Genomic DNA, 20,069 nt, shown 5'->3' with positions numbered 1-20,069 from the left:
GAGAAACACGTTATGAGCAAGATTTATGACGTAATTATCCTGGGTGCGGGACCTGCAGGCTTAGCTGCAGGTCTGTACGCAGGAAGAAGCCGCCTTTCTACTTTAATCGTAGAAAAAGGCAAAGATGGTGGACAGATTGCTATCACTGATGAAATTGAAAACTATCCTGGTCAGATAGTAGAAGGTGAAAGCGGACCGTCTCTCATCGAAAGAATGACACAGCAATGCGAAAAATTTGGCGTAGAGCGTGTGTCTGACGTCATCAATGACGTTGTGCTGGAGGGAGATGTTAAAAAGCTCATCAGCGCAAAAGGAGAATACTGTGGCAAGACTGTTATTATCGCTACAGGAGCCTTTTCAAGACCTATCGGCTGTAAAGGCGAAAAAGAATTCATGGGCAAAGGCGTATCCTACTGCGCTACCTGTGATGCCAATTTCTTTGAGGATTTTGAAGTGTATGTTGTGGGCGGTGGTGATTCTGCCGTTGAAGAAGCTATGTACCTTACAAAATTCGCTAGAAAAGTTACTATTATCCACAGACGTGATGAACTCAGAGCAGCAAAATCCATTCAGGAAAAAGCGTTCAAGAATGAAAAGCTTCACTTTATGTGGGATACTGTAGTTGAAGAGGTCGGCGGAGACGGCATCCTTTCTGAAATGACAGTAAAGAATGTAAAAACCGGCGAACTCACCAAGATTGTGGCTGATGAAGAGGACGGTATGTTCGGCGTATTCGGCTTCATCGGAACACTTCCAAACTCAAAGATTTTTGTAGATAAGGGTCTTGAGATGGATGAAAGAGGATATATTCCAACAGATGCAGATATGCACACCAATATCCCGGGTGTATTTGCGGCAGGAGATATCCGAGTAAAGAGCCTTCGTCAGGTTGTGACTGCAGCTGCTGACGGAGCAATCGCGGCTACTCAGTGTGAAAAATATATCAACGAGTAGAAAAATATAATTAAGAGCAAGGAGGACAAACCAATGGTAGAATTAGACAAAAACACGTTTGAAGAAGAAGTGTTAAAAGCTGAAGGCTACGTATTTGTAGATTTCTTTGGTGACGGTTGTGTACCATGTCAGGCTCTTATGCCGTTTGTACATGAGATGGCTGACAAATATGGTGACAAATTAAAATTCACTTCTCTTAACACAACAAAAGCACGCCGTCTTGCTATCGGCCAGAAGATTTTGGGACTTCCGGTTATGGCAATTTACAAAGATGGAGAAAAAGTAGAGGAAGTTGTTAAAGACGACGCTACACAGGAAAATATCGAAGCAATGATCAAGAAATACATCTAATTTGATATTTTAAGTAACTAATGTTAAGTAAACGCACAGCGTTTCTTAAATAAACCAAACAAAAATAAAATGAAGGGAAGGAGGAAAATAACATCATGGCAATTTTAAAAGATAAAAAAGTTGTTATTATCGGTGACCGTGACGGTGTACCGGGACCAGCTATCGCTGAATGCGTTAAGACAGCTGGCGGAGATGTAGTTTTTTCTTCAACAGAATGTTTCGTCTGAACGAGCGCAGGCGCAATGGATCTTGAGAATCAGAAAAGGGTAAAAGAATTTGCTGACGAATATGGTGCAGAAAATGTAGTTGTAATCGTTGGTGCAGCTGAAGGTGAAGCGGCAGGTCTTGCAGCAGAAACCGTTACAGCAGGCGACCCTACATTCGCAGGTCCGTTGACAGGGGTCCAGCTTGGACTCACGACATATCACGTATGTGAACCAGAATTGAAGGAAGAATTTGACGAAGCAGTTTACGATGAGCAGGTAGGTATGATGGAAATGGTACTTGACGTTGACGACATCGTAAGCGAAATGTCATCTATCCGTAACGAATACTGTAAGTATTTATAAGATGAATCTGAAACAGAAGATTTCGGATATCTGAAGGCGGTGAGGTAAATACTTACCTCACCGTTTTTTTATCTATAAGAAAGGTGGACACTTAGCGATGAATAGTGTAATTAAAGGTGCCAGCTATGTATTGGCGCATACTCCTCAGATGGTAGTATACAACGGAACAACTCAGACCACAGAAAGAGTTGTCAATCCGGAATCAGAATATTTGAAAGAATTAGAAAGCCATCTTCGTTCTTACGAAGATTGTGTGAATTATTGGCCGAATCAGGTATATATAGGGAATGCTCACCCAGACGACCTGACTCAGGTTGAATTCCCTTATTTTGACAAAGCTAAAGAAGGCGCTGAGAGATATGGAAAATACGGCGAAATCATGCCGGAAGCAGAATTCCTTCTTTTAGTTCAGGCTTGCGATATGTTCGAAGTTGCAAAACTTGAAAAAGGATTCGTAAGCACATATAAAGAAGCATTTGCCGCTGACCCGATTATCACAGAAGATATCGTGGCAAGGGTAGAAGAAGGTATCGAATCAGCTGAAATTGAAGCTCTTGTCAATGAAGAGCATGCAGAAGGCTTATACCTCGATGGAAAATTAGTTGGATGTGTTAAGAGAGCACATGATATTGACGTGAACCTCTCCGCGCATGTTATGCATGAGAACCTTATGAGTAAAGCATCCAGTGTTCTTGCGTTGTTATACGCAGTACGCAATGCTGAAATTGATAAAAATGATATAGAATATGTTATTGACTGTGCTGAGGAAGCATGTGGTGATATGAATCAGAGAGGCGGCGGTAACTTTGCGAAGGCTGCTGCTGAAGTTGCAGGACTTATGAATGCGACAGGATCTGACTCCAGAGGATTCTGTGCAGGACCGTCCCATGCACTGATCGAGGCTGCTGCACTGGTTAAATCAGGAGCATACAAATGTGTTGCTGTTACAGCTGGCGGATGTACTGCTAAGCTTGGTATGAATGGAAAAGACCATGTGAAGAAAGGACTTCCGATTTTGGAAGACTGCCTTGCAGGATTCTGTGTTATTATCTGCGAGAACGATGGTGTGAACCCAGAAATCAATCTGGACATTCTTGGACGTCATACAGTAGGAACAGGAAGTGCTCCGCAGAATGTTATCGGAAGCCTTGTAGCTGATCCGCTGGAAAGAGCAGGAATGAAGATTACAGATATCGATAAATTCTCTCCTGAAATGCAGAACCCGGATATCACAAAACCGGCAGGCGCTGGAGATGTTCCGCTTGCTAACTACAAGATGATTGCAGCTCTTGCTGTAAAGCGCGGCGAGCTGGAGAAAAAAGACCTTGCAACATTTGCTGAGAAACATGGCCTTACAGGATGGGCACCGACACAGGGCCATATCCCGTCAGGTGTACCGTACATCGGTTTTGCAAGAGAAGATATCCTTGCAGGTAAGCAGAAAAACGCAATGATTATCGGTAAGGGAAGTTTGTTCCTTGGACGTATGACCAACCTGTTCGATGGTGTATCCTTCGTTATTCAGGCAAACACAGGCGCCGAGGATAACAGCGGCGTATCCGAAGAAGAAGTTAAAGGATTAATCGCAAAAGCTATGAAGGATTTTGCCGCATCATTGATGGCAGAATAGAGAGGTGGACAAAGATGGCAAATGGAATTGAAAGAATGATTGCCGACACCTTTATGGAAATGGCACAGGGATTGGAGACGGGAAGCTTTGGCAAACGTCCGAAAATCGCACTGACCGGAATGGGAAGTGAGCATGGAGAAGAAAACTCCATGGCTGCTGCTGTGGAAGCTGCCAAAGACGGAATAGATGTATACTACATCGGTACTCTGGAAGCGGAAGGTGTTACAACAGTCAAGGTTGCAAACGACGAAGAAGGCCATGACAAGATGGAAGAACTTCTCAAGAACAAAGAAGTGGATGCGGCAGTAACCATGCACTTCCCGTTCCCAATCGGCGTTTCTACCGTAGGACGTGTTGTTACTCCGGCAAAGAACAAAGAAATGTATATCGCAAATACAACAGGTACATCAAGTACTGACCGTATTGAAGGTATGATCAAAAATGCTGTTTACGGCATTATCGCTGCGAAAGCATGCGGCAAGAAGAATCCTACCGTGGGTATTCTGAATGTTGACGGTGCACGTCAGACAGAAAAAGCCCTGAAACAGCTTCAGGAACAAGGCTACAATTTTGAATTTGCAGAATCCGGAAGAGCAGATGGCGGATGTGTAATGCGTGGAAATGATATTCTTCAGGCATCACCGGACATCATGGTCACAGATTCTCTGACAGGTAACATTCTTGTGAAGATGCTCTCCTCCTACACAACAGGCGGAAGCTTTGAAGCAACAGGTTACGGTTATGGCCCGGGTATCGGGGAAGGATACGAACAGCTTGTTATGATTGTATCCCGTGCGTCAGGCGCACCGGTAATTGCAAATGCAATCCGTTATGCGGCCCAGCTTGTCAGAGGAAAAGTATTTGAAGTGGCAAAAGAAGAATTCAAGGCTGTCAAGAAAGCCGGCCTGAAGGAAATCTTAGACGCTCACAAAGCCGCATCCAAACCGGCAGCTGCCGAAGAAGATGTAAAAGAGCCTCCGAAGGAAATCGTAACTTCTCAGATTCCTGGAATCGAAGTTATGGATCTTGAGGATGCGGTAAAGGCACTCTGGAAGATCAACATTTATGCAGAGAGCGGAATGGGCTGTACTGGTCCTATTATCCGTGTGTCCGATGCAAATCTTGCAAAGGCAGAAGAAGAGTTGAAAAAATGCGGATACATTAATTAACTAAATTGTTCTGCCGGGAGTAGACCTTCCGGCAGGGTTATAATAATTTAGCACTCCAAAAGTTGAAAAAGAGCACTCGCCAAGGGGAAGGCAGGGTGCTTTTTTTCTTTTTTAATGGTTGCTTTTTAAACATAGAAATAGTATGATGTTTGAGACTAGAAACTATTATTCATTCTCCGGCCTACACCGGGAATGAGCGGAGGTTTTGATACTATGGATACGCAGCTTTTGTTTGACACTGCGATGCTGGCGGGCGAAATCATGCTGTGCAGCGGAGCAGAAACTTACCGTGTGGAAGACACAATGCATCATATATTAAAGACTGCTGATGATGCAGAGATTATAGAAGTACTTGTATTGATGACAGGAATAAGCGCAACGCTTAAGCGGACGGGCGAAATGCCTGTTAGTATCGTAAAGCGTGTGGCAAGCAGGGGGACGAACCTAAGCCGTGTTGTGGAAGTAAATGAAATATCGAGAAGATACTGCGGACAATATCTGACGGTGGAACAGGCTTACGATATGCTACTGGAGCTCAAAGGAGAGAAGCACAACGGCTCCCTTCATCCTATTGCAATAGCGGGAGCCTGTGCAGGATTTACTTTGATGTTCGGCGGCAGATTGACGGATGCAGCTCTGGCCGCCGTTGTAGGAGCGTTCTTGGCGCTGTGCTTGTTTTGCGGGAAAAAACTAGAATTCCATGCCTTTATTCAAGATGTGACATCTTCCGTAGGTGTTGCATTTATAAGTATTGTCCTAAAAGCGATAATCGGAACGCCTATGAACATGGATATTGTAATGATAAGCGCCATCATGCCGCTGGTACCCGGAATGGCTATCACAAATGCGGTAAGAGATACACTGCAGGGCGACTATATCTCCGGAGCTGCCAGAACTCTGGAAGCATTTTTAAAGGCGGCAGGTATTGCCCTTGGCATTGGTATCGGTATTGCTATATTCAGCAATATTTTCTTGAAAGGAGGCAGGTAATATGAATTTGGCGGCAGAGACGACAGTTAGGGTATTCGGGGCGTTTTTGGCGGTCTACTCTTTTGCTTATTTAATTGAAACACCAAAGAAATATGTCCTGCGCGCGGGACTTGTCGGGGCACTGGGATGCTTGGTCTATACGATTGGTATCAATACAGGGTTAGGAGAAGTACTGTCTTCATTCTTATCAGCGTTATCGGTCGCATTTTTATCTCATACCTTTGCCAGAATCTTTAAAGCTCCGGTCACTTTATTTTTGATAGCAGGAATATTGCCCACAGTGCCGGGAACAGGCATGTATCAAACTGTTCATTATATTATAGAAGGAAATCAAAAAATGACCGCGTATTATTTCACGCAGACATTGGAAATAGCGGGTGTGATCGCGCTGGCCATATTTGTGATGGATACCGTATTTGGCTTGTTGAAGAAGGGCGGCTGGAAACAAAATTCATTGAAATATGTGCGTATTGTTAAAAGTAAAGTAAAAAGTGAGGATGATGTACAATGAAGTGGATGGTTGCGTCAGATATACATGGTGCGGCAGAATGCTGCCGGAAAATGCTGGAAGCCATGGAACGTGAACAGGCCGATAAGCTTTTACTTTTAGGCGACTTACTATATCACGGCCCGCGTAACGATTTACCTGAGGACTATGCTCCCAAGGAAGTAATCACTATGTTAAATGGTGCCAAAGAGAGGCTGCTCTGCGTCAGAGGAAACTGTGACACTGAGGTGGACCAGATGGTGCTGGAATTCCCTATTATGGCGGAGTACGCCGTAGTCCAGTTGGGAGAGAGAATGATATTTGCATCCCATGGGCATCATATCAATCCGTCCAATCCACCTTATCTCAAACAAGGGGAAATCTTGTTGAACGGGCATACCCATGTGCCAGCTTATGAGAAGCAGGAGGGAGGATGGCTTTATCTGAATCCGGGCTCCGTATCCATTCCTAAGAATGACAGTGAAAAGAGCTACCTGATACTGTGTGAGAGGGAGTGCCGGCTGAACAATTTGAGTGGAAATCAGATTTGGATGAAGCAGTTTGGAGAGTAAATGGAAGCAGAGATTAAAACAACAAACGACAATTGCAATAAAATCATGCAGCTTGCCCTCGACGCGGGGACGGTACTTTTAAGTAACGGTGCGGAAATATGGCGGGTCGAGGACACGATTTCTCACATATGTAAGGCTTATCAGGTGGACGATGTGGATGCCTTCATATTGAGCAATGCTATTTTTATAACAGGAAATAACGATAAAGAAGCAGTGTTCGCGAAAGTGAAACATATCCCTCTTTCCGGGGTACATCTGGGGATTGTCACGGAAGTCAATGATCTGTCAAGGCATATTTCAGCGGGAAAATATACGCTGGAGGAGGCCTCGACAAAGCTGGAGGAGATTCGGAAGCGCCCTGCGAAAAATCCTTTTTACCGTGCGCTGGCTTCCGGCATAGGGGCAGGATGCTTTTGCTATATTCTTAAAGCCAGCGTGACGGAAAGCCTTCTGACAGTGGTGATTGGGGCTATGGTACTTTTGTTCAGCTTATGGGCAGAAAAGCATAGTTTTCCAAAACTTGTCAAAAATATACTTGGCGGTGGGATGATTGCGCTTTTAGCTTTGGCTGCCACATACATCCCTTTTAAAACTGGAGTAAGCGTGGATAAAATGATTATCGGGGCCATTATGCCCTTAATTCCGGGGGTGGCGTTCGTCAACTCTATCCGTGAAATTGCCAATACCGATTTCTTGTCAGGGACAGTGAGGATGCTGGACACAATCATGGTCTTTATGTATATCGCCATCGGTGCAAGTACGGTCTTATCGCTCTACCACGGGCTGTTAGGAGGTGGTTTCTGATGGAAGTGCTGACAAGTCTGATCTGTGCGTTTTTTGGGACACTTGGATTTACTATCTTATTCAATGTACACCGGCGCTTTTATATCTGTTGTGGTTTTACAGGAATGGCAGGGTGGGCGGCCTATCTAGCCGTGTCACAATTTACCACAGCCCCGATAGCTTCACTGGCAGGAGCGCTGGTCGTTGTCTTTTTATCCCGGTACTTTGCTGTCTGGAAACGATGTCCCATCACAGTATTTCTGGTGGCAGGAATCTTTCCACTGATTCCTGGAAGCAGCGTTTACTATACAGCCTACTATCTTGTGACTAACAGTTTAGAGCTGGCTGCCCAGAATGGGATTCAAGCCATTAAAATAGCGTTTGCCATCGTGGTAGGGATTGTGTTCGTACTGTCTATACCAAAGGAATTTTTTGGCCTTTGCTGTCGAAAGAAGGAGGGCACACACTTGAAGTAGGTTATAGAATATGGTAGTATATCTTTAGCTTCTTGCCGATTTAAAAAGAGCAGTGAAAAAACAAATGAAATATAGAGAGGAAATGTTACAATGAATAAAGTAAGAACAAGATTCGCGCCGAGTCCTACCGGCAGAATGCATGTAGGAAATTTAAGAACTGCGCTGTACGCGTATTTGATAGCGAAACATGAGGACGGAGATTTTATGCTCCGTATTGAAGATACGGATCAAGAAAGGTTCGTAGATGGCGCTCTTGACATCATCTACCGTACCTTAGAAAAAACAGGCCTGATTCATGATGAAGGCCCTGATAAAGATGGAGGGGTAGGGCCTTATGTGCAGAGCGAGAGAAATGCATCCGGCCTCTATCTGAAGTATGCAAAGCAGCTTATTGAACAGGGAGATGCTTACTACTGCTTCTGTGATAAAGAAAGACTGGAATCTCTGCGTACATCCGTATCGGAAAACGGTGTTGAAATTGTGAATTATGATAAGCATTGCCTGCACCTTAGCAAAGAGGAAATCGAGGCAAATCTGGCAGAAGGAAAGCCGTATGTTATCCGTATCAACATGCCCACAGAAGGCATTACAACATTTCATGATGAGATTTATGGAGACATCAGCGTGCCGAATGCAGAGCTTGACGATATGATTTTGATTAAATCAGACGGATATCCTACTTACAATTTTGCAAATGTAATTGATGATCATCTTATGGGAATCACTCATGTAGTCCGTGGAAATGAATACCTGTCATCTGCGCCCAAATACAACCGTCTCTATGAGGCGTTCGGCTGGGAAGTTCCTGTGTACGTACACTGTCCGCTGATCACTGACGAGAACCACAAAAAGCTGAGCAAGCGCTGTGGACATTCTTCTTATGAAGACCTTCTGGAGCAAGGATATGTCAGCGAAGCAATCGTGAATTATGTCGCACTACTTGGTTGGTGTCCGGAAGGCACGCAGGAGATATTCTCTCTGCCAGAACTGGTGAAGGAATTTGACTATCGTCATATGAGTAAGTCACCGGCCGTGTTTGATACGGCTAAACTGAAATGGATGAATGGCGAGTACTTGAAGTCCATGGATTTTGATACATTTTACGAATTGGCCGAGCCTTACCTGAAAGAAGTAATCACCAAAGATTTGGATTTGAAGAAGATTGCTGCCCTTGTAAAGACAAGAATTGAGATTTTGCCGGATATCAAGGAGCAGGTTGATTTCTTCGAAGAACTTCCTGAATATGACACTGCCATGTATTGTCATAAAAAGATGAAAACGAACGAAGAAACTTCTCTGGAGGCACTTAAGGAAATCCTTCCAAAACTCGAGGCATGCGACGATTACAGCAACGATGCACTTTTCCTTGTCCTGAAGTCATATGTAGAAGAAAAGGGATGTAAGAACGGCTTCATTATGTGGCCGGTCCGCACGGCTGTTTCAGGAAAGCAGAACACTCCGGGCGGAGCTACAGAGATTATGGAGATACTTGGCAAAGAAGAATCTCTGGCTCGTATTAAAAAAGCGATTGAGATGTTGAGCTAGAAAAAAGGGGTACTAATGAGATTAAATAAGGGACAGGAAGAAGCAGTACGTCACGGGGAAGGGCCCTGTATGGTTCTGGCCCCTCCGGGTTCCGGAAAGACGTTGATTATTACGGAGAGGACAAAGTATTTAATAGAAGAACGACAAGTGAAGCCGGAGAGGATATTAGTCATCACATTCACCCGTTATGCCGCAAGAGAGATGAGGGAGCGTTTTGCGCAGCTTACGGAGGGAAAGGCATATCCGGTTACCTTCGGCACCTTTCACAGTGTTTTCTACGGTATTTTAAAATGTGTATACGGCTTGAGTCCGGCCAATCTCCTCTCGGAGAAGGAGGGGCTCGACCTGCTGCGGCATGTTGTAAATTCAGAGGACATCACTTCAGCGCCCGATGGAGGGGATGAAGAGGAGCTGCTGCGGGAACTTGCCAGAGAAATCAGCATTGTCAAAAATGGACTTCTGCATTTGCATGAATTCCAGAGCGCAATACTGAATTCGGAAGAGTTTGCGGCGGTGTTCCGGGCCTATGAGCACAAAAAGAAGGAACAAAGAAAATTTGATTTTGATGATATGATGGTGCAGTGTTATGCACTATTCAAGAAACGGCCGGATATTCTCAGTAAATGGCAGGATAGGTTCACCTATATTTTGATTGATGAATTTCAGGATATTAACCGAATTCAATATGAAATCATGAGGCTGTTGACATTTCCTGAAAATAATTTATTCGTTGTGGGGGATGACGACCAGTCGATTTATGGATTCCGTGGTGCCAAGCCGGAGCTCATGCTCTATATGAAACAGGAGTTCCCGGAAATCCGGACCATACCCTTGACAGTAAATTACCGCTCCACGGAATTTATTGTAGGGGCGGGCAGCCGCGTTATTTATCACAATGAGGCCCGTTATTTTAAACGTGTACAATCCCTCAGAGGAAAAGGGGAGGCCGTACACGTTCAAGAAGTGAAGGATGAGGCGGAGGAAGGCCGTTATATTGCGGTGGAGATAGAGAAGCTTCTTGAAAAAGGCACAAAGCCGGAAGAAATCGCAGTATTATACCGCACTGCGATGCAGGCCCGCATGGTGACGGAGATACTGAACGAGCATCATATCGCCTACGAGACAAAAGAGAGGGTTCCCAATTTTTATGAGCACTTTATCGCAAGGGACATGCTGGCTTATTTAAAGCTGGCCTCCGGCGACAGGGCACGCAATCTGTTCCTCCAAATAGCGAACCGGCCGGTGCGGTATTTGTCGAGAGCGTCTATGGAACATCCCGTTGTGACCTTTGAGGAATTACGATGTTTTTACTGCGACAAAGAATATATGCAGGATATTATCGACCAGCTGGAGGTGGATCTGCGTATCCTCGAGAATATGGCGCCTTACGCGGCAATCCAATATATACGGAAAAGAGTTGGATATGACAGTTTTTTGAAAGAATATGCGAAGGAACACCAGATTCCTTGGCACAGCCTGATGGCTGTCATGGAAGAGCTGGAAGAGCGATGCAAAACTTACCGCACATTTGAAGACTGGAGACGCCATATCAAGGAATATACGAAGGAATTGGAAGCACAGCGCAGTGTGCGGGCTGTGGAGGAAGAACACCAAGGGAAAGTACAGCTTATGACGATGCATGCCGCAAAAGGTCTGGAATTTGAGAGCGTGTTTGTGATTCATGCAAATGAAGGGGAAATTCCTTACCAAAAGGCAGAGACGAAGGAGGAACTGGAAGAAGAACGCCGGATGTTTTATGTTGCCTTGACACGTGCTAAGGAGCGCTTGTATATATCCTATATAACAGAAAAAAACGGGAACTGTTTGAAACCGTCCCGTTTTGTGGCAGAACTATTAGGAAAGGCCTCTTGACACCAAGAGACCTTTTCGCTTTTTTAATAGATTATTCTTCTTCGCCGTCGGATATCTCTGCAAACTCCTGCTCATCCAGCCATTCGTCAAAGGCGTCGGCCGCTGCCTCATACTCATCGTCGTCTTCGATAGCGTCGATTCCGTGATTATTGCCTCCGGTAGTGTCACGCATGAAACGATAAATCCATACGTCGCCTTCTTCGTTCTCCCCGTTCTCATCCAAGGGAAGAAGTACAATGTATTCTTTGGAATTCACCTCGTAAGTTGTGATGATGGCGCAGTCTACTTCCTCATCATCATCCAATGTTAAGGTAACGACACCCTCTGTAAGAATGTGGCCATGTTCATGTTCCTCGTTACAGCCACAGTCGCAATGCTCTTTTTCCATAGTTACAGGTTCTCCTTTCATCTGATATACTCACTCTAACAGAGTCGGACAAGATTTGCAAGGGGAAAACTATTGACATTGTCCGTAAAAAAGTTACAATAAAAGAAAGGTTTTTTGGGAGGAAATAATATGTTTAAACGTATAGGGTCAGTATTGCTAGCCATTATGCTTTGTATAAGCCTTCTCGCAGGCTGCAAGAAAAATGTGGGCACAAGCGAGGACAATGCCATAAAGGAAGAGGAAGAAGAACAGGATGAGACGGTAAGCTATAAGTTTGGCTTTTCCTGTATCACTATGGAAAATCCTTATTTCATCACACTGGAGCAATCACTGAGAGAATCGTTGGAGTCACAGGGGCATTCCATGATTACTAAGAACCCTGCGGTTGATATTGATTTACAGATTCAGCAGATCGATGAGATGATCGAAGCGGGGATAGATGCCATTTTTTTATGTCCGGTATCACGGGATGAAATAACACCTGCCCTTGAAAAATTAGAAGCGGCAGATGTTAAGATTATTAATATTGATTCAGAGGTCAAAGAAACAACCTATGTAGATGCCTACATAGGTTCGGACAATAAAAATGCCGGTTATATCTGCGGGGAGGATCTGCTCCAGCAAAGTCCGGACGGCGGCAAGATAGTTATCTTAGAAAGTCCTTCCCAGAACTCTGTCATCGACAGAATAACAGGGTTTGAGGAAGCGATTGCCGACAAAGGTTTTGAAGTTGTGGCAAGAGCGGATACACAGGGCGATTTGAATACAGCCAGGCAGGAAGCGGATAAAATATTTGCCGATAACAAAGATATTACGGCAGTCATGTGCGGCAACGATCAAATTGCGCTTGGGGCGCTGGTGGCGGCGCATACAGCCGGCCTCGATGATATTATGATATATGGAGTGGATGGTTCTCCGGATTTAAAGAAAGAACTGCTTAAAAAGAATACTCTTATTCGTGGGACAAGCGGTCAATCTCCAATCAATATAGGGAAAAAAGCGGCTAAAATCGGTATCGCCATTTTGAACGGTGATGATTATGAAGAGGTTACTCATGAGGAGGTCTTTTTCATTACATCAGATAATGTGGAGATGTACGGTGCAGATGGATGGCAGTAAAAAGGATGGAAGTATATATGAATAAAGAAAAAAGTTATCCTTTGCCCATGGGTGCTACCGTGGAAGGGGAATGGGTCAATTTCTCGGCGGCGGCGCCGGAGGAATCCACCTGTGAGCTTTTATTATATCAAAAAGGCGAGACAACACCAGTGCAGGTATTAGCGATGGATGAAGATAATACAGCGGGCCGCATCCGGCATATAGCTGTCTGTCTGGATACACCGGAGAATTATGAATATAACTATCGAATTGACGAGACTATTATACCAGATCCATACGGCAAAGATTTTGCCGGACGGCAGCTTTGGAATCAGGAGCGGGATACGCAGAAGCATGAAGTCCGCACAAAAATAGTGGGCGGTACTTATCCTTGGGAGGGGGACAAGCCCCTTAGAATTCCCTATAATGAAGTGATCGCGTACAGTCTTCATGTGCGGGGATTCACAAAGCATGCCTCCTCCAAAATCAAGCATAAGGGTACTTTTATGGGGATTATTGAGAAAATTCCTTATCTCCAAGAGCTGGGAATAAACCAGATTCAGTGTATGCCAGTCTATGATTTTGAAGAGAATTTAAAATATACCAATTATTGGGGGTATGGGGAAGGATACTATTTTGCTCCCAAGTCCTCTTACGCCGCATCCGGCGACGCCGTAAGTGAACTGAAACTGCTCGTTAAGTCTCTGCATAAGGCGGGGATCGAGCTGGTTCTGGAAATGCCTTTTGATGCGGAAACAGGAGAGACTATGATGATTGACTGTCTCCGTTATTATGTGAGGGAATATCATATAGACGGTTTTATCGTCAATCCAGTGCGGATTACCATGGATGCCCTGCGCCGGGATCCGTTCCTTGCCTGTACAAAGATTATGAAAAAGCAAGATATCTACCAGAATACAATGCGCCGTTTTTTAAAGGGCGACGAGGGTATGGTCTTGGATGTCATGTGGTGGTTAAAGCGTCAATCCGAGGAGGAAGGAATTTTCAACTATGTGGCCGGCCACAATGGTTTTACATTAAATGATGTCTTTTCCTATGACGGCAAACACAACGAGGCCAACGGAGAAAATAATCAGGACGGTCCTGATTTTAACTACAGCTGGAACTGTGGGGCGGAAGGGCCCAGCAGAAAGAAGACAGTGTCAGAACTGCGCAAAAAGCAGATACGCAATGCATTTTTTATCCTTCTTCTGTCACAGGGAACACCTTGTATCTTAGCAGGTGATGAGTTCGGTAATACACAGAAAGGCAATAACAATGTTTATTGTCAGGATAATCCTACAGCATGGCTTGACTGGAGCAGGATACCCAAAGAAGCAGAACTTCTCTCTTTCGTAAAAGGGCTGATATCTTTCAGAAAAGAACATAGACTGTTATATCCCGATAGAGAAATGAAGGGAATCGATTATACGAGCTGCGGCGTTCCTGATATTTCTTACCATGGGGAAAATGCCTGGCAGGTTCCATCTGAAATCGCCAGCCGGCAGCTGGGAGTATATATCAGTGGGCAGAATGAAAAAGAGGCTTTATTCACCGCCTATAATATGCACTGGCTGCCGCACACATTTGCTCTTCCAACACTGCCAAAGGGAAAACGGTGGTATGAAGCCGCGTCTACCCGGGAAGGGATATTAGAGACTGCCATACCTTTAAAAAGTGCCAGAGAAGTGATGCTTGAGGAGAGAACTATTAAAGTATTTATCGGTAAATAGGAGGCTGTATGAAAGCACTGCAGCATTTTTGTACGATTACACATCACAAAATTCTTGTTATGAAACATTGTTTTCGAGTTGGACTTTACCGGCAGGGACTTCTCCACGATATGTCCAAATATATGCCTTCTGAATTTCTGGTCGGCTGCCGTTATTATCAGGGGACAAGAAGCCCTAACAATGCCGAGCGTGAAACTACCGGATGTTCTACTGCATGGCTGCACCATAAAGGTAGAAACAAGCATCACTATGAGTATTGGATAGATTATGGCCTGAACGAACCCGGCCTCACAGGAATGAAAATGCCCAAAAGATTTGTGATTGAAATGTTTATGGACCGCATCGCCGCCTCGAAAATATATATGAGAGCGCGCTATACCGATGCGTCGCCGCTGGAATATTATGAAAAGGGAAGCGCCGCGCAGTTGATCCACAAGGATACAAGGCGGCTTCTTGAAGAGCTGCTCAACATGCTGGCAGAAAAGGGAGAAGATGTTACCTTCGCTTATATTAAGAACAAGATTCTAAAAACAAAGGACTATTAGCAATGAGAAAGCAGACTGTTTTTAATGAATTACCGAATGATCCCGTGCTTCTTCTCAGCGTAATCAACACAAAGCTGAGAGATTACTATGCTGATCTGGACGCTTTATGCGATGATTTGCAGATCGACAGAGAGTTACTCACAGAAAAACTCGGCAGCATAGATTATGAATATGAAGAAAAAAGGAATCAATTTGTCTAGAAAGGTTAAGCTAATGAAAAATAAAATAGATTTTACTCAAATAGATATTGCCGGAGAAGCTCCCATTGCAGAGCCTCAGAGGCAGTACTATTTTATTGCCAAGGCAAAAGAGTATGTGGAATCTCAGGCCGCGGAACTAGGACGTCCGCTCACTTTTTGCGTGACAACGTTCGGCTGCCAGATGAATGCCAGAGACTCGGAAAAACTGGCCGGTATTCTGGAGCTGATCGGATACACTGAGGAGACTGAGGAAGATAAGGCAGACTTTGTCATCTACAATACCTGTACCGTGCGGGAGAACGCCAACACGAGGGTTTATGGGCGTCTTGGACAGTTGAACCGCATCAAGCAGCAAAAAAAACATATGATGATCGCACTGTGCGGCTGTATGATGCAGGAACCTGAAGTGGTGGAAAAGCTGAAGAAAAGCTACCGGTTCGTGGATTTGATTTTCGGCACACACAACATCTTTAAATTTGCTGAGTTGATTGTGACTCGCTTTCAGTCTGAGCGGATGGTGATCGATATATGGAAGGATACCGATAAAATTGTGGAGGACCTCCCCAGCGAAAGGAAATATACATTCAAATCCGGTGTCAATATTATGTTCGGGTGCAACAATTTCTGCAGTTATTGCATCGTTCCGTATGTAAGAGGCCGGGAGCGCAGCCGAAGTCCAAGAGATATCGTAAGAGAGATTGAAAGTCTTGTGGCGGACGGTGTGGTGGAAGTTATGCTGTTAGGACAAAATGTCAATTCTTACGGAAAGAATTTAGACGAGCCCCTGACTTTTGCAGAGCTTCTTAGAGAGATAGAGAAAATAGAGGGCCTTGAGCGAATCCGTTTCATGACTTCGCACCCGAAAGATTTATCTGGTGAGCTGATCGAAGTGATGGCTGAATCCAAAAAAATCTGCCCGCATCTCCATCTTCCGATTCAGTCGGGAAGCAGCCGCATATTACAGAAGATGAACCGCCGTTATACAAAGGAGCATTATTTGGAACTGGTAGATAAAATCCGCCGTGCCGTTCCGGATATTTCTTTGACTACTGACATTATCGTAGGATTTCCGGGAGAGACCGAAGAGGACTTTGAAGAGACTATGGATGTGGTGCGGAAGGTGCGTTTTGACAGTGCATTTACGTTTATTTACTCTAAGCGTACGGGGACTCCGGCTGCCGTTATGGATGAACAAGTGCCTGCAGATGTAATAAAAACTAGATTTGACCGGCTGTTGAAGGAAGTCCAAGCGATATCTTCGGAAGTCTGCTCGGTTCATGAAGGCACCGTACAGCGTGTATTGGTGGAAGGAATCAATGACCATGATTCTTCTCTTGTGACGGGAAGAATGGGGAACAATCTACTTGTACATTTTCCCGGAGGGAAAGAGCTGGTAGGCAGGCTGGTAGACGTTTACCTATCTGAAGCAAAAGGATTTTATTATATGGGCCATTTGGCCGAAAATTACCAGTCATAAAGAATATAAAAAGCGCTCACACTATGTAAGGAAGAAATATGAACATAGCGGGGGCGTTTTTTATGGAATACAAGAGAGCAAAACAAGAGACAGAAGGCACCAAGTGGAGAAAAATCAGTGAAGTATTGTTCATATGGACTCTGGGCGGCTGCTTTTATTATCTGCTGGAAATCGCGTTCAGAGGATTCTCTCATTGGAGTATGTTTGTTTTAGGCGGGCTTGCCCTTTGTTTCTGTACCTTTCAGGGTACTTCCATGCATTGGTCGGAGCCTATGTGGATACAAGTGCTCCGCTCTGTTATTTTTGTAACTGCATTGGAATTTATTACCGGTATCATCGTGAACAAATGGCTGGGGCTGGCAGTCTGGGATTATAGTGACCAGCCTCTGGAATTGTGGGGACAGATATGTATTCCTTTTATGGTACTTTTTTCTGGCTTAATCGTAATTGGTATCTTTCTTGGAGGCATATTATCGCACCGCCTTTATAAGGAAGATAAGCCACATTTTTTTGTACTTTAATTCAAATTGTGTTATACTTTCTATGTATGTAAAAAACTGAACAGCAAAGGAGAAAAATCATGGCGGAACTAACCCCTATGATGCAGCAGTACATGAAAACAAAAGAAGAATACAAAGATTGTATTCTTTTCTATAGACTGGGAGATTTCTATGAGATGTTTTTCGACGATGCCTTGACTGCATCGAAAGAATTAGAGATTACACTGACAGGAAAACAGTGTGGAATGGAAGAGCGGGCTCCCATGTGCGGAGTCCCATATCATGCGGTAGATTCTTACCTGAACCGTCTGGTGGCCAAGGGATATAAGGTAGCTATCTGTGAGCAGGTGGAAGACCCGAAGCTTGCCAAAGGCATCGTAAAGCGTGAAGTGGTGAGGATTGTCACGCCGGGAACCAATTTAGATACACAGGCTTTGGATGAGACTAAGAATAATTACATTATGTGTATCGTATACATAGCCGACCGCTACGGTGTCTCGGTGGCGGATGTCACGACCGGAGACTATCTGGTTACAGAGCTGGATGCCGGCAATAAGCTTTTAGATGAGATTTACAAATTTATGCCGTCTGAGATTATCTGTAATGAGTCATTCTATATGAGCGGAATGAATCTGGATGATTTGAGAGACCGGCTGGGCATCACCATCTATTCTTTAGACGCATGGTATTTTGATGATGCCATATGCCGTCAGACACTGAAGGAGCATTTCAAGGTAAATGCGCTGGCAGGCCTTGGATTGGACGATTATGACTGCGGAATCATCGCCTCAGGAGCCTTGCTCAGGTACTTGGAGGAGACGCAGAAGACTACCCTCGCCCACATGACACACCTGACAAGCTATACGACAGGAAAATACATGGTGCTTGACAGTTCCACAAGAAGAAATCTGGAGCTCTGCGAGACATTAAGAGAGAAACAGAAAAAAGGCTCGCTTTTGTGGGTGCTGGATAAAACAAAGACAGCAATGGGGGCCCGCAATCTTCGAAAATATGTGGAACAGCCATTGATTGAAAAAGAAGCCATAAGCCGGCGGCTGGACGCGGTGGAGGAGCTAAAAAACAATGCCATATCAAGGGAAGAGATTCGGGAATATCTGTCTCCTGTCTATGACTTGGAGCGTCTGGTCGGAAAGATTAGTTATCAATCGGCCAATCCCAGAGATCTCATGGCGTTTCAGAGTTCTCTTGCCATGCTGCCGCCTATTAAATACATATTGGAAGAAATGCAGTCCCCGCTTTTAAAAGAGCTGTATGAAAATACAGACACATTGGAAGATCTCTGTGCGCTGGTCAGTGCGTCCATTGCGGAAGAGCCGCCGCTGGCCATGAAGGAGGGCGGAATTATCCGGGAGGGATACAATGAGGAGGTCGACCGCCTGCGCAAAGCGAAGTCGGACGGAAAGTCATGGCTTGCGGAGCTTGAGACAAAAGAGCGGGAAAAGACTGGAATCAAAAACCTCAAAATCAAATTCAACAAGGTATTCGGATATTATCTGGAAGTGACAAATTCTTTCAAAAATATGGTGCCGGATTATTATACACGTAAGCAGACACTGGCGAACGCCGAACGATATATTATCCCCGAGCTGAAGGAATTGGAAGATACGATTCTTGGGGCGGAGGACAAGCTCTGTGCATTAGAGTATCAGCTCTACTGCGAAGTGAGGGACAAGATTGCCTCTCAGATCAACCGAATACAATCGACAGCGAAAGCGGTGGCTGAACTTGACGTACTGGCATCCCTTGCGCTTGTGGCCGAGCGTAATAATTACGTGCGCCCGAAACTTAACGAAAAGGGTGTAATTGACATTCAGGACGGCCGCCACCCGGTTGTAGAGAAGATGATACCCAACGATATGTTCATTGCAAATGATACTTATCTGGATGATAAGAAAAAACGGATTTCGATTATCACCGGCCCTAATATGGCCGGGAAATCCACCTACATGCGTCAGACCGCACTCATCGTGCTGATGGCTCAGATAGGCTCCTTCGTGCCTGCATCATCCGCTAATATCGGGATTGTAGACCGTATCTTTACAAGGGTGGGGGCTTCGGACGATCTTGCCAGCGGGCAGAGCACCTTTATGGTGGAGATGAATGAGGTGGCTAATATATTGCGAAACGCCACAGGAAAGAGCCTTCTGATTCTGGACGAGATCGGCAGGGGGACGAGTACCTTCGACGGCCTTGCCATAGCGTGGGCCGTGGTGGAGCATATCAGCAACAGCAAGCTCTTGGGCGCCAAGACTTTATTCGCCACTCATTATCATGAATTGACCGAGCTGGAGGGCAAGATAGATAATGTAAACAACTATTGTATCGCCGTAAAGGAAAAAGGAGACGATATTGTATTTCTCCGCAAAATTGTAAAGGGCGGCGCAGATAAAAGTTATGGAATTCAGGTTGCCAAACTTGCGGGAGTACCGGACTCTGTAATCAACCGCTCCAAAGAAATTGTGGAAGAGTTGATCAACGCTGATATCACCACACGGGTGAAGGATATTGCAGCCCAGAGCGCGGAGCCGAAACATACATCACAAAAGAGACTGGATGAGGTGGATCTGGCCCAGTTCTCTCTGTTCGATACCGTGAAGGATGACGACGTGCTCAGTGAATTAAAAGAACTTGATATCAGCCATATGACACCTATGGATGCGCTTAATACACTGTATAAGCTCCAGAATAAGCTGAAGAACAGATGGTAAC

General features: G+C 44.9%; 20 protein-coding genes. 19 read left to right on the top strand and 1 reads right to left on the bottom strand.

The genetic code is table 11. From position 1 onward, the window contains the following. Positions 1–12: 12 nt before the first annotated feature. The 12 genes from trxB to BN6465_RS05450 all read left to right on the top strand — a co-directional run bounded on the left by trxB (position 13) and on the right by BN6465_RS05450 (position 11,398). Entirely contained in the window at positions 13–954 is a 942-nt protein-coding gene (gene trxB, locus BN6465_RS05510; protein WP_066732461.1) for a thioredoxin-disulfide reductase, read from the top strand. A gap of 33 nt (positions 955–987) precedes the next feature. After that, positions 988–1,305, top strand: a complete 318-nt coding sequence (gene trxA / locus BN6465_RS05505; protein ID WP_066732459.1) for a thioredoxin TrxA — start codon at positions 988–990, stop codon at positions 1,303–1,305. 95 nt (positions 1,306–1,400) lie between these two features. Further along, positions 1,401–1,874, top strand: a complete 474-nt coding sequence (gene grdA, locus BN6465_RS05495) for a glycine/sarcosine/betaine reductase complex selenoprotein A (protein ID WP_082891590.1) — start codon at positions 1,401–1,403, stop codon at positions 1,872–1,874. 97 nt (positions 1,875–1,971) lie between these two features. Continuing rightward, the gene (gene grdC / locus BN6465_RS05490) at positions 1,972–3,504 is read left to right on the top strand and encodes a glycine/sarcosine/betaine reductase complex component C subunit beta (protein WP_066732455.1); all 1,533 of its coding nucleotides are present in this window, start codon (positions 1,972–1,974) and stop codon (positions 3,502–3,504) included. A 14-nt stretch (positions 3,505–3,518) separates the two neighbouring features. Then, the gene (gene grdD / locus BN6465_RS05485) at positions 3,519–4,673 is read left to right on the top strand and encodes a glycine/sarcosine/betaine reductase complex component C subunit alpha (protein ID WP_066732454.1); all 1,155 of its coding nucleotides are present in this window, start codon (positions 3,519–3,521) and stop codon (positions 4,671–4,673) included. Between the two features lie 213 nt (positions 4,674–4,886). Then, positions 4,887–5,663: a threonine/serine exporter family protein gene (locus BN6465_RS05480; protein ID WP_066732453.1), complete on the top strand. Its 777-nt coding sequence runs from the start codon at positions 4,887–4,889 to the stop codon at positions 5,661–5,663. 1 nt (position 5,664) lies between these two features. Next, the gene (locus BN6465_RS05475; RefSeq protein WP_066732452.1) at positions 5,665–6,174 is read left to right on the top strand and encodes a threonine/serine exporter family protein; all 510 of its coding nucleotides are present in this window, start codon (positions 5,665–5,667) and stop codon (positions 6,172–6,174) included. Continuing rightward, entirely contained in the window at positions 6,171–6,722 is a 552-nt protein-coding gene (gene yfcE, locus BN6465_RS05470; RefSeq protein ID WP_066732450.1) for a phosphodiesterase, read from the top strand. The genes BN6465_RS05475 and yfcE overlap by 4 nt, the downstream gene beginning before the upstream one ends. Then, positions 6,723–7,526: a threonine/serine exporter family protein gene (locus BN6465_RS05465; protein WP_066732448.1), complete on the top strand. Its 804-nt coding sequence runs from the start codon at positions 6,723–6,725 to the stop codon at positions 7,524–7,526. It begins immediately after the preceding gene. Beyond that, positions 7,526–7,981 carry a threonine/serine exporter family protein gene (locus BN6465_RS05460; RefSeq protein ID WP_066732446.1) on the top strand — a complete coding sequence of 152 codons (456 nt, stop codon included), beginning with the start codon at positions 7,526–7,528 and terminating at the stop codon, positions 7,979–7,981. Before BN6465_RS05465 ends, BN6465_RS05460 begins: the two co-directional genes overlap by 1 nt. Positions 7,982–8,071: 90 nt before the next feature. Continuing rightward, positions 8,072–9,526 carry a glutamate--tRNA ligase gene (gltX, locus tag BN6465_RS05455; RefSeq protein ID WP_066732444.1) on the top strand — a complete coding sequence of 485 codons (1,455 nt, stop codon included), beginning with the start codon at positions 8,072–8,074 and terminating at the stop codon, positions 9,524–9,526. A gap of 15 nt (positions 9,527–9,541) precedes the next feature. After that, entirely contained in the window at positions 9,542–11,398 is a 1,857-nt protein-coding gene (locus tag BN6465_RS05450; protein ID WP_066732442.1) for an ATP-dependent helicase, read from the top strand. A 31-nt stretch (positions 11,399–11,429) separates the two neighbouring features. Here BN6465_RS05450 and BN6465_RS05445 read toward each other — a convergent pair whose 3' ends face one another. Then, complete coding sequence (locus BN6465_RS05445) at positions 11,430–11,786, bottom strand: DUF1292 domain-containing protein (protein WP_066732438.1); 357 nt, start codon at positions 11,784–11,786, stop codon at positions 11,430–11,432. A 129-nt stretch (positions 11,787–11,915) separates the two neighbouring features. Here BN6465_RS05445 and BN6465_RS05440 point away from each other — a divergent pair, with 129 nt between their 5' ends. The 7 genes from BN6465_RS05440 to mutS all read left to right on the top strand — a co-directional run bounded on the left by BN6465_RS05440 (position 11,916) and on the right by mutS (position 20,068). Next, a complete protein-coding gene (locus BN6465_RS05440; protein WP_066732436.1) occupies positions 11,916–12,905 on the top strand; it encodes a sugar ABC transporter substrate-binding protein in 990 nt (329 codons plus the stop codon). A 17-nt stretch (positions 12,906–12,922) separates the two neighbouring features. Further along, the gene (locus tag BN6465_RS05435) at positions 12,923–14,617 is read left to right on the top strand and encodes an alpha-amylase family glycosyl hydrolase (RefSeq protein WP_066732814.1); all 1,695 of its coding nucleotides are present in this window, start codon (positions 12,923–12,925) and stop codon (positions 14,615–14,617) included. An 8-nt stretch (positions 14,618–14,625) separates the two neighbouring features. Further along, positions 14,626–15,162 (top strand): DUF5662 family protein, encoded by a 537-nt coding sequence (locus BN6465_RS05430; RefSeq protein ID WP_066732435.1) that lies wholly within the window; start codon positions 14,626–14,628, stop codon positions 15,160–15,162. 2 nt (positions 15,163–15,164) lie between these two features. Further along, positions 15,165–15,362, top strand: coding sequence for a DUF4250 domain-containing protein (locus BN6465_RS05425; RefSeq protein ID WP_066732434.1), 198 nt, complete (start codon positions 15,165–15,167; stop codon positions 15,360–15,362). A gap of 13 nt (positions 15,363–15,375) precedes the next feature. Next, positions 15,376–16,839, top strand: a complete 1,464-nt coding sequence (miaB, locus tag BN6465_RS05420; RefSeq protein WP_227183244.1) for a tRNA (N6-isopentenyl adenosine(37)-C2)-methylthiotransferase MiaB — start codon at positions 15,376–15,378, stop codon at positions 16,837–16,839. Positions 16,840–16,901: 62 nt separating this feature from the next. After that, a complete protein-coding gene (locus BN6465_RS05415; protein ID WP_066732810.1) occupies positions 16,902–17,360 on the top strand; it encodes a putative ABC transporter permease in 459 nt (152 codons plus the stop codon). Positions 17,361–17,419: 59 nt separating this feature from the next. Next, positions 17,420–20,068 (top strand): DNA mismatch repair protein MutS, encoded by a 2,649-nt coding sequence (gene mutS / locus BN6465_RS05410; protein ID WP_330384745.1) that lies wholly within the window; start codon positions 17,420–17,422, stop codon positions 20,066–20,068. Position 20,069: the final 1 nt, after the last annotated feature.

Source organism: Bariatricus massiliensis (assembly GCF_900086725.1).
Classification (GTDB): domain Bacteria; phylum Bacillota; class Clostridia; order Lachnospirales; family Lachnospiraceae; genus Allocoprococcus; species Allocoprococcus massiliensis.
Note: the sequence above shows the minus strand (reverse complement) of the source record. Positions and strands in the feature narration are given on the sequence as shown.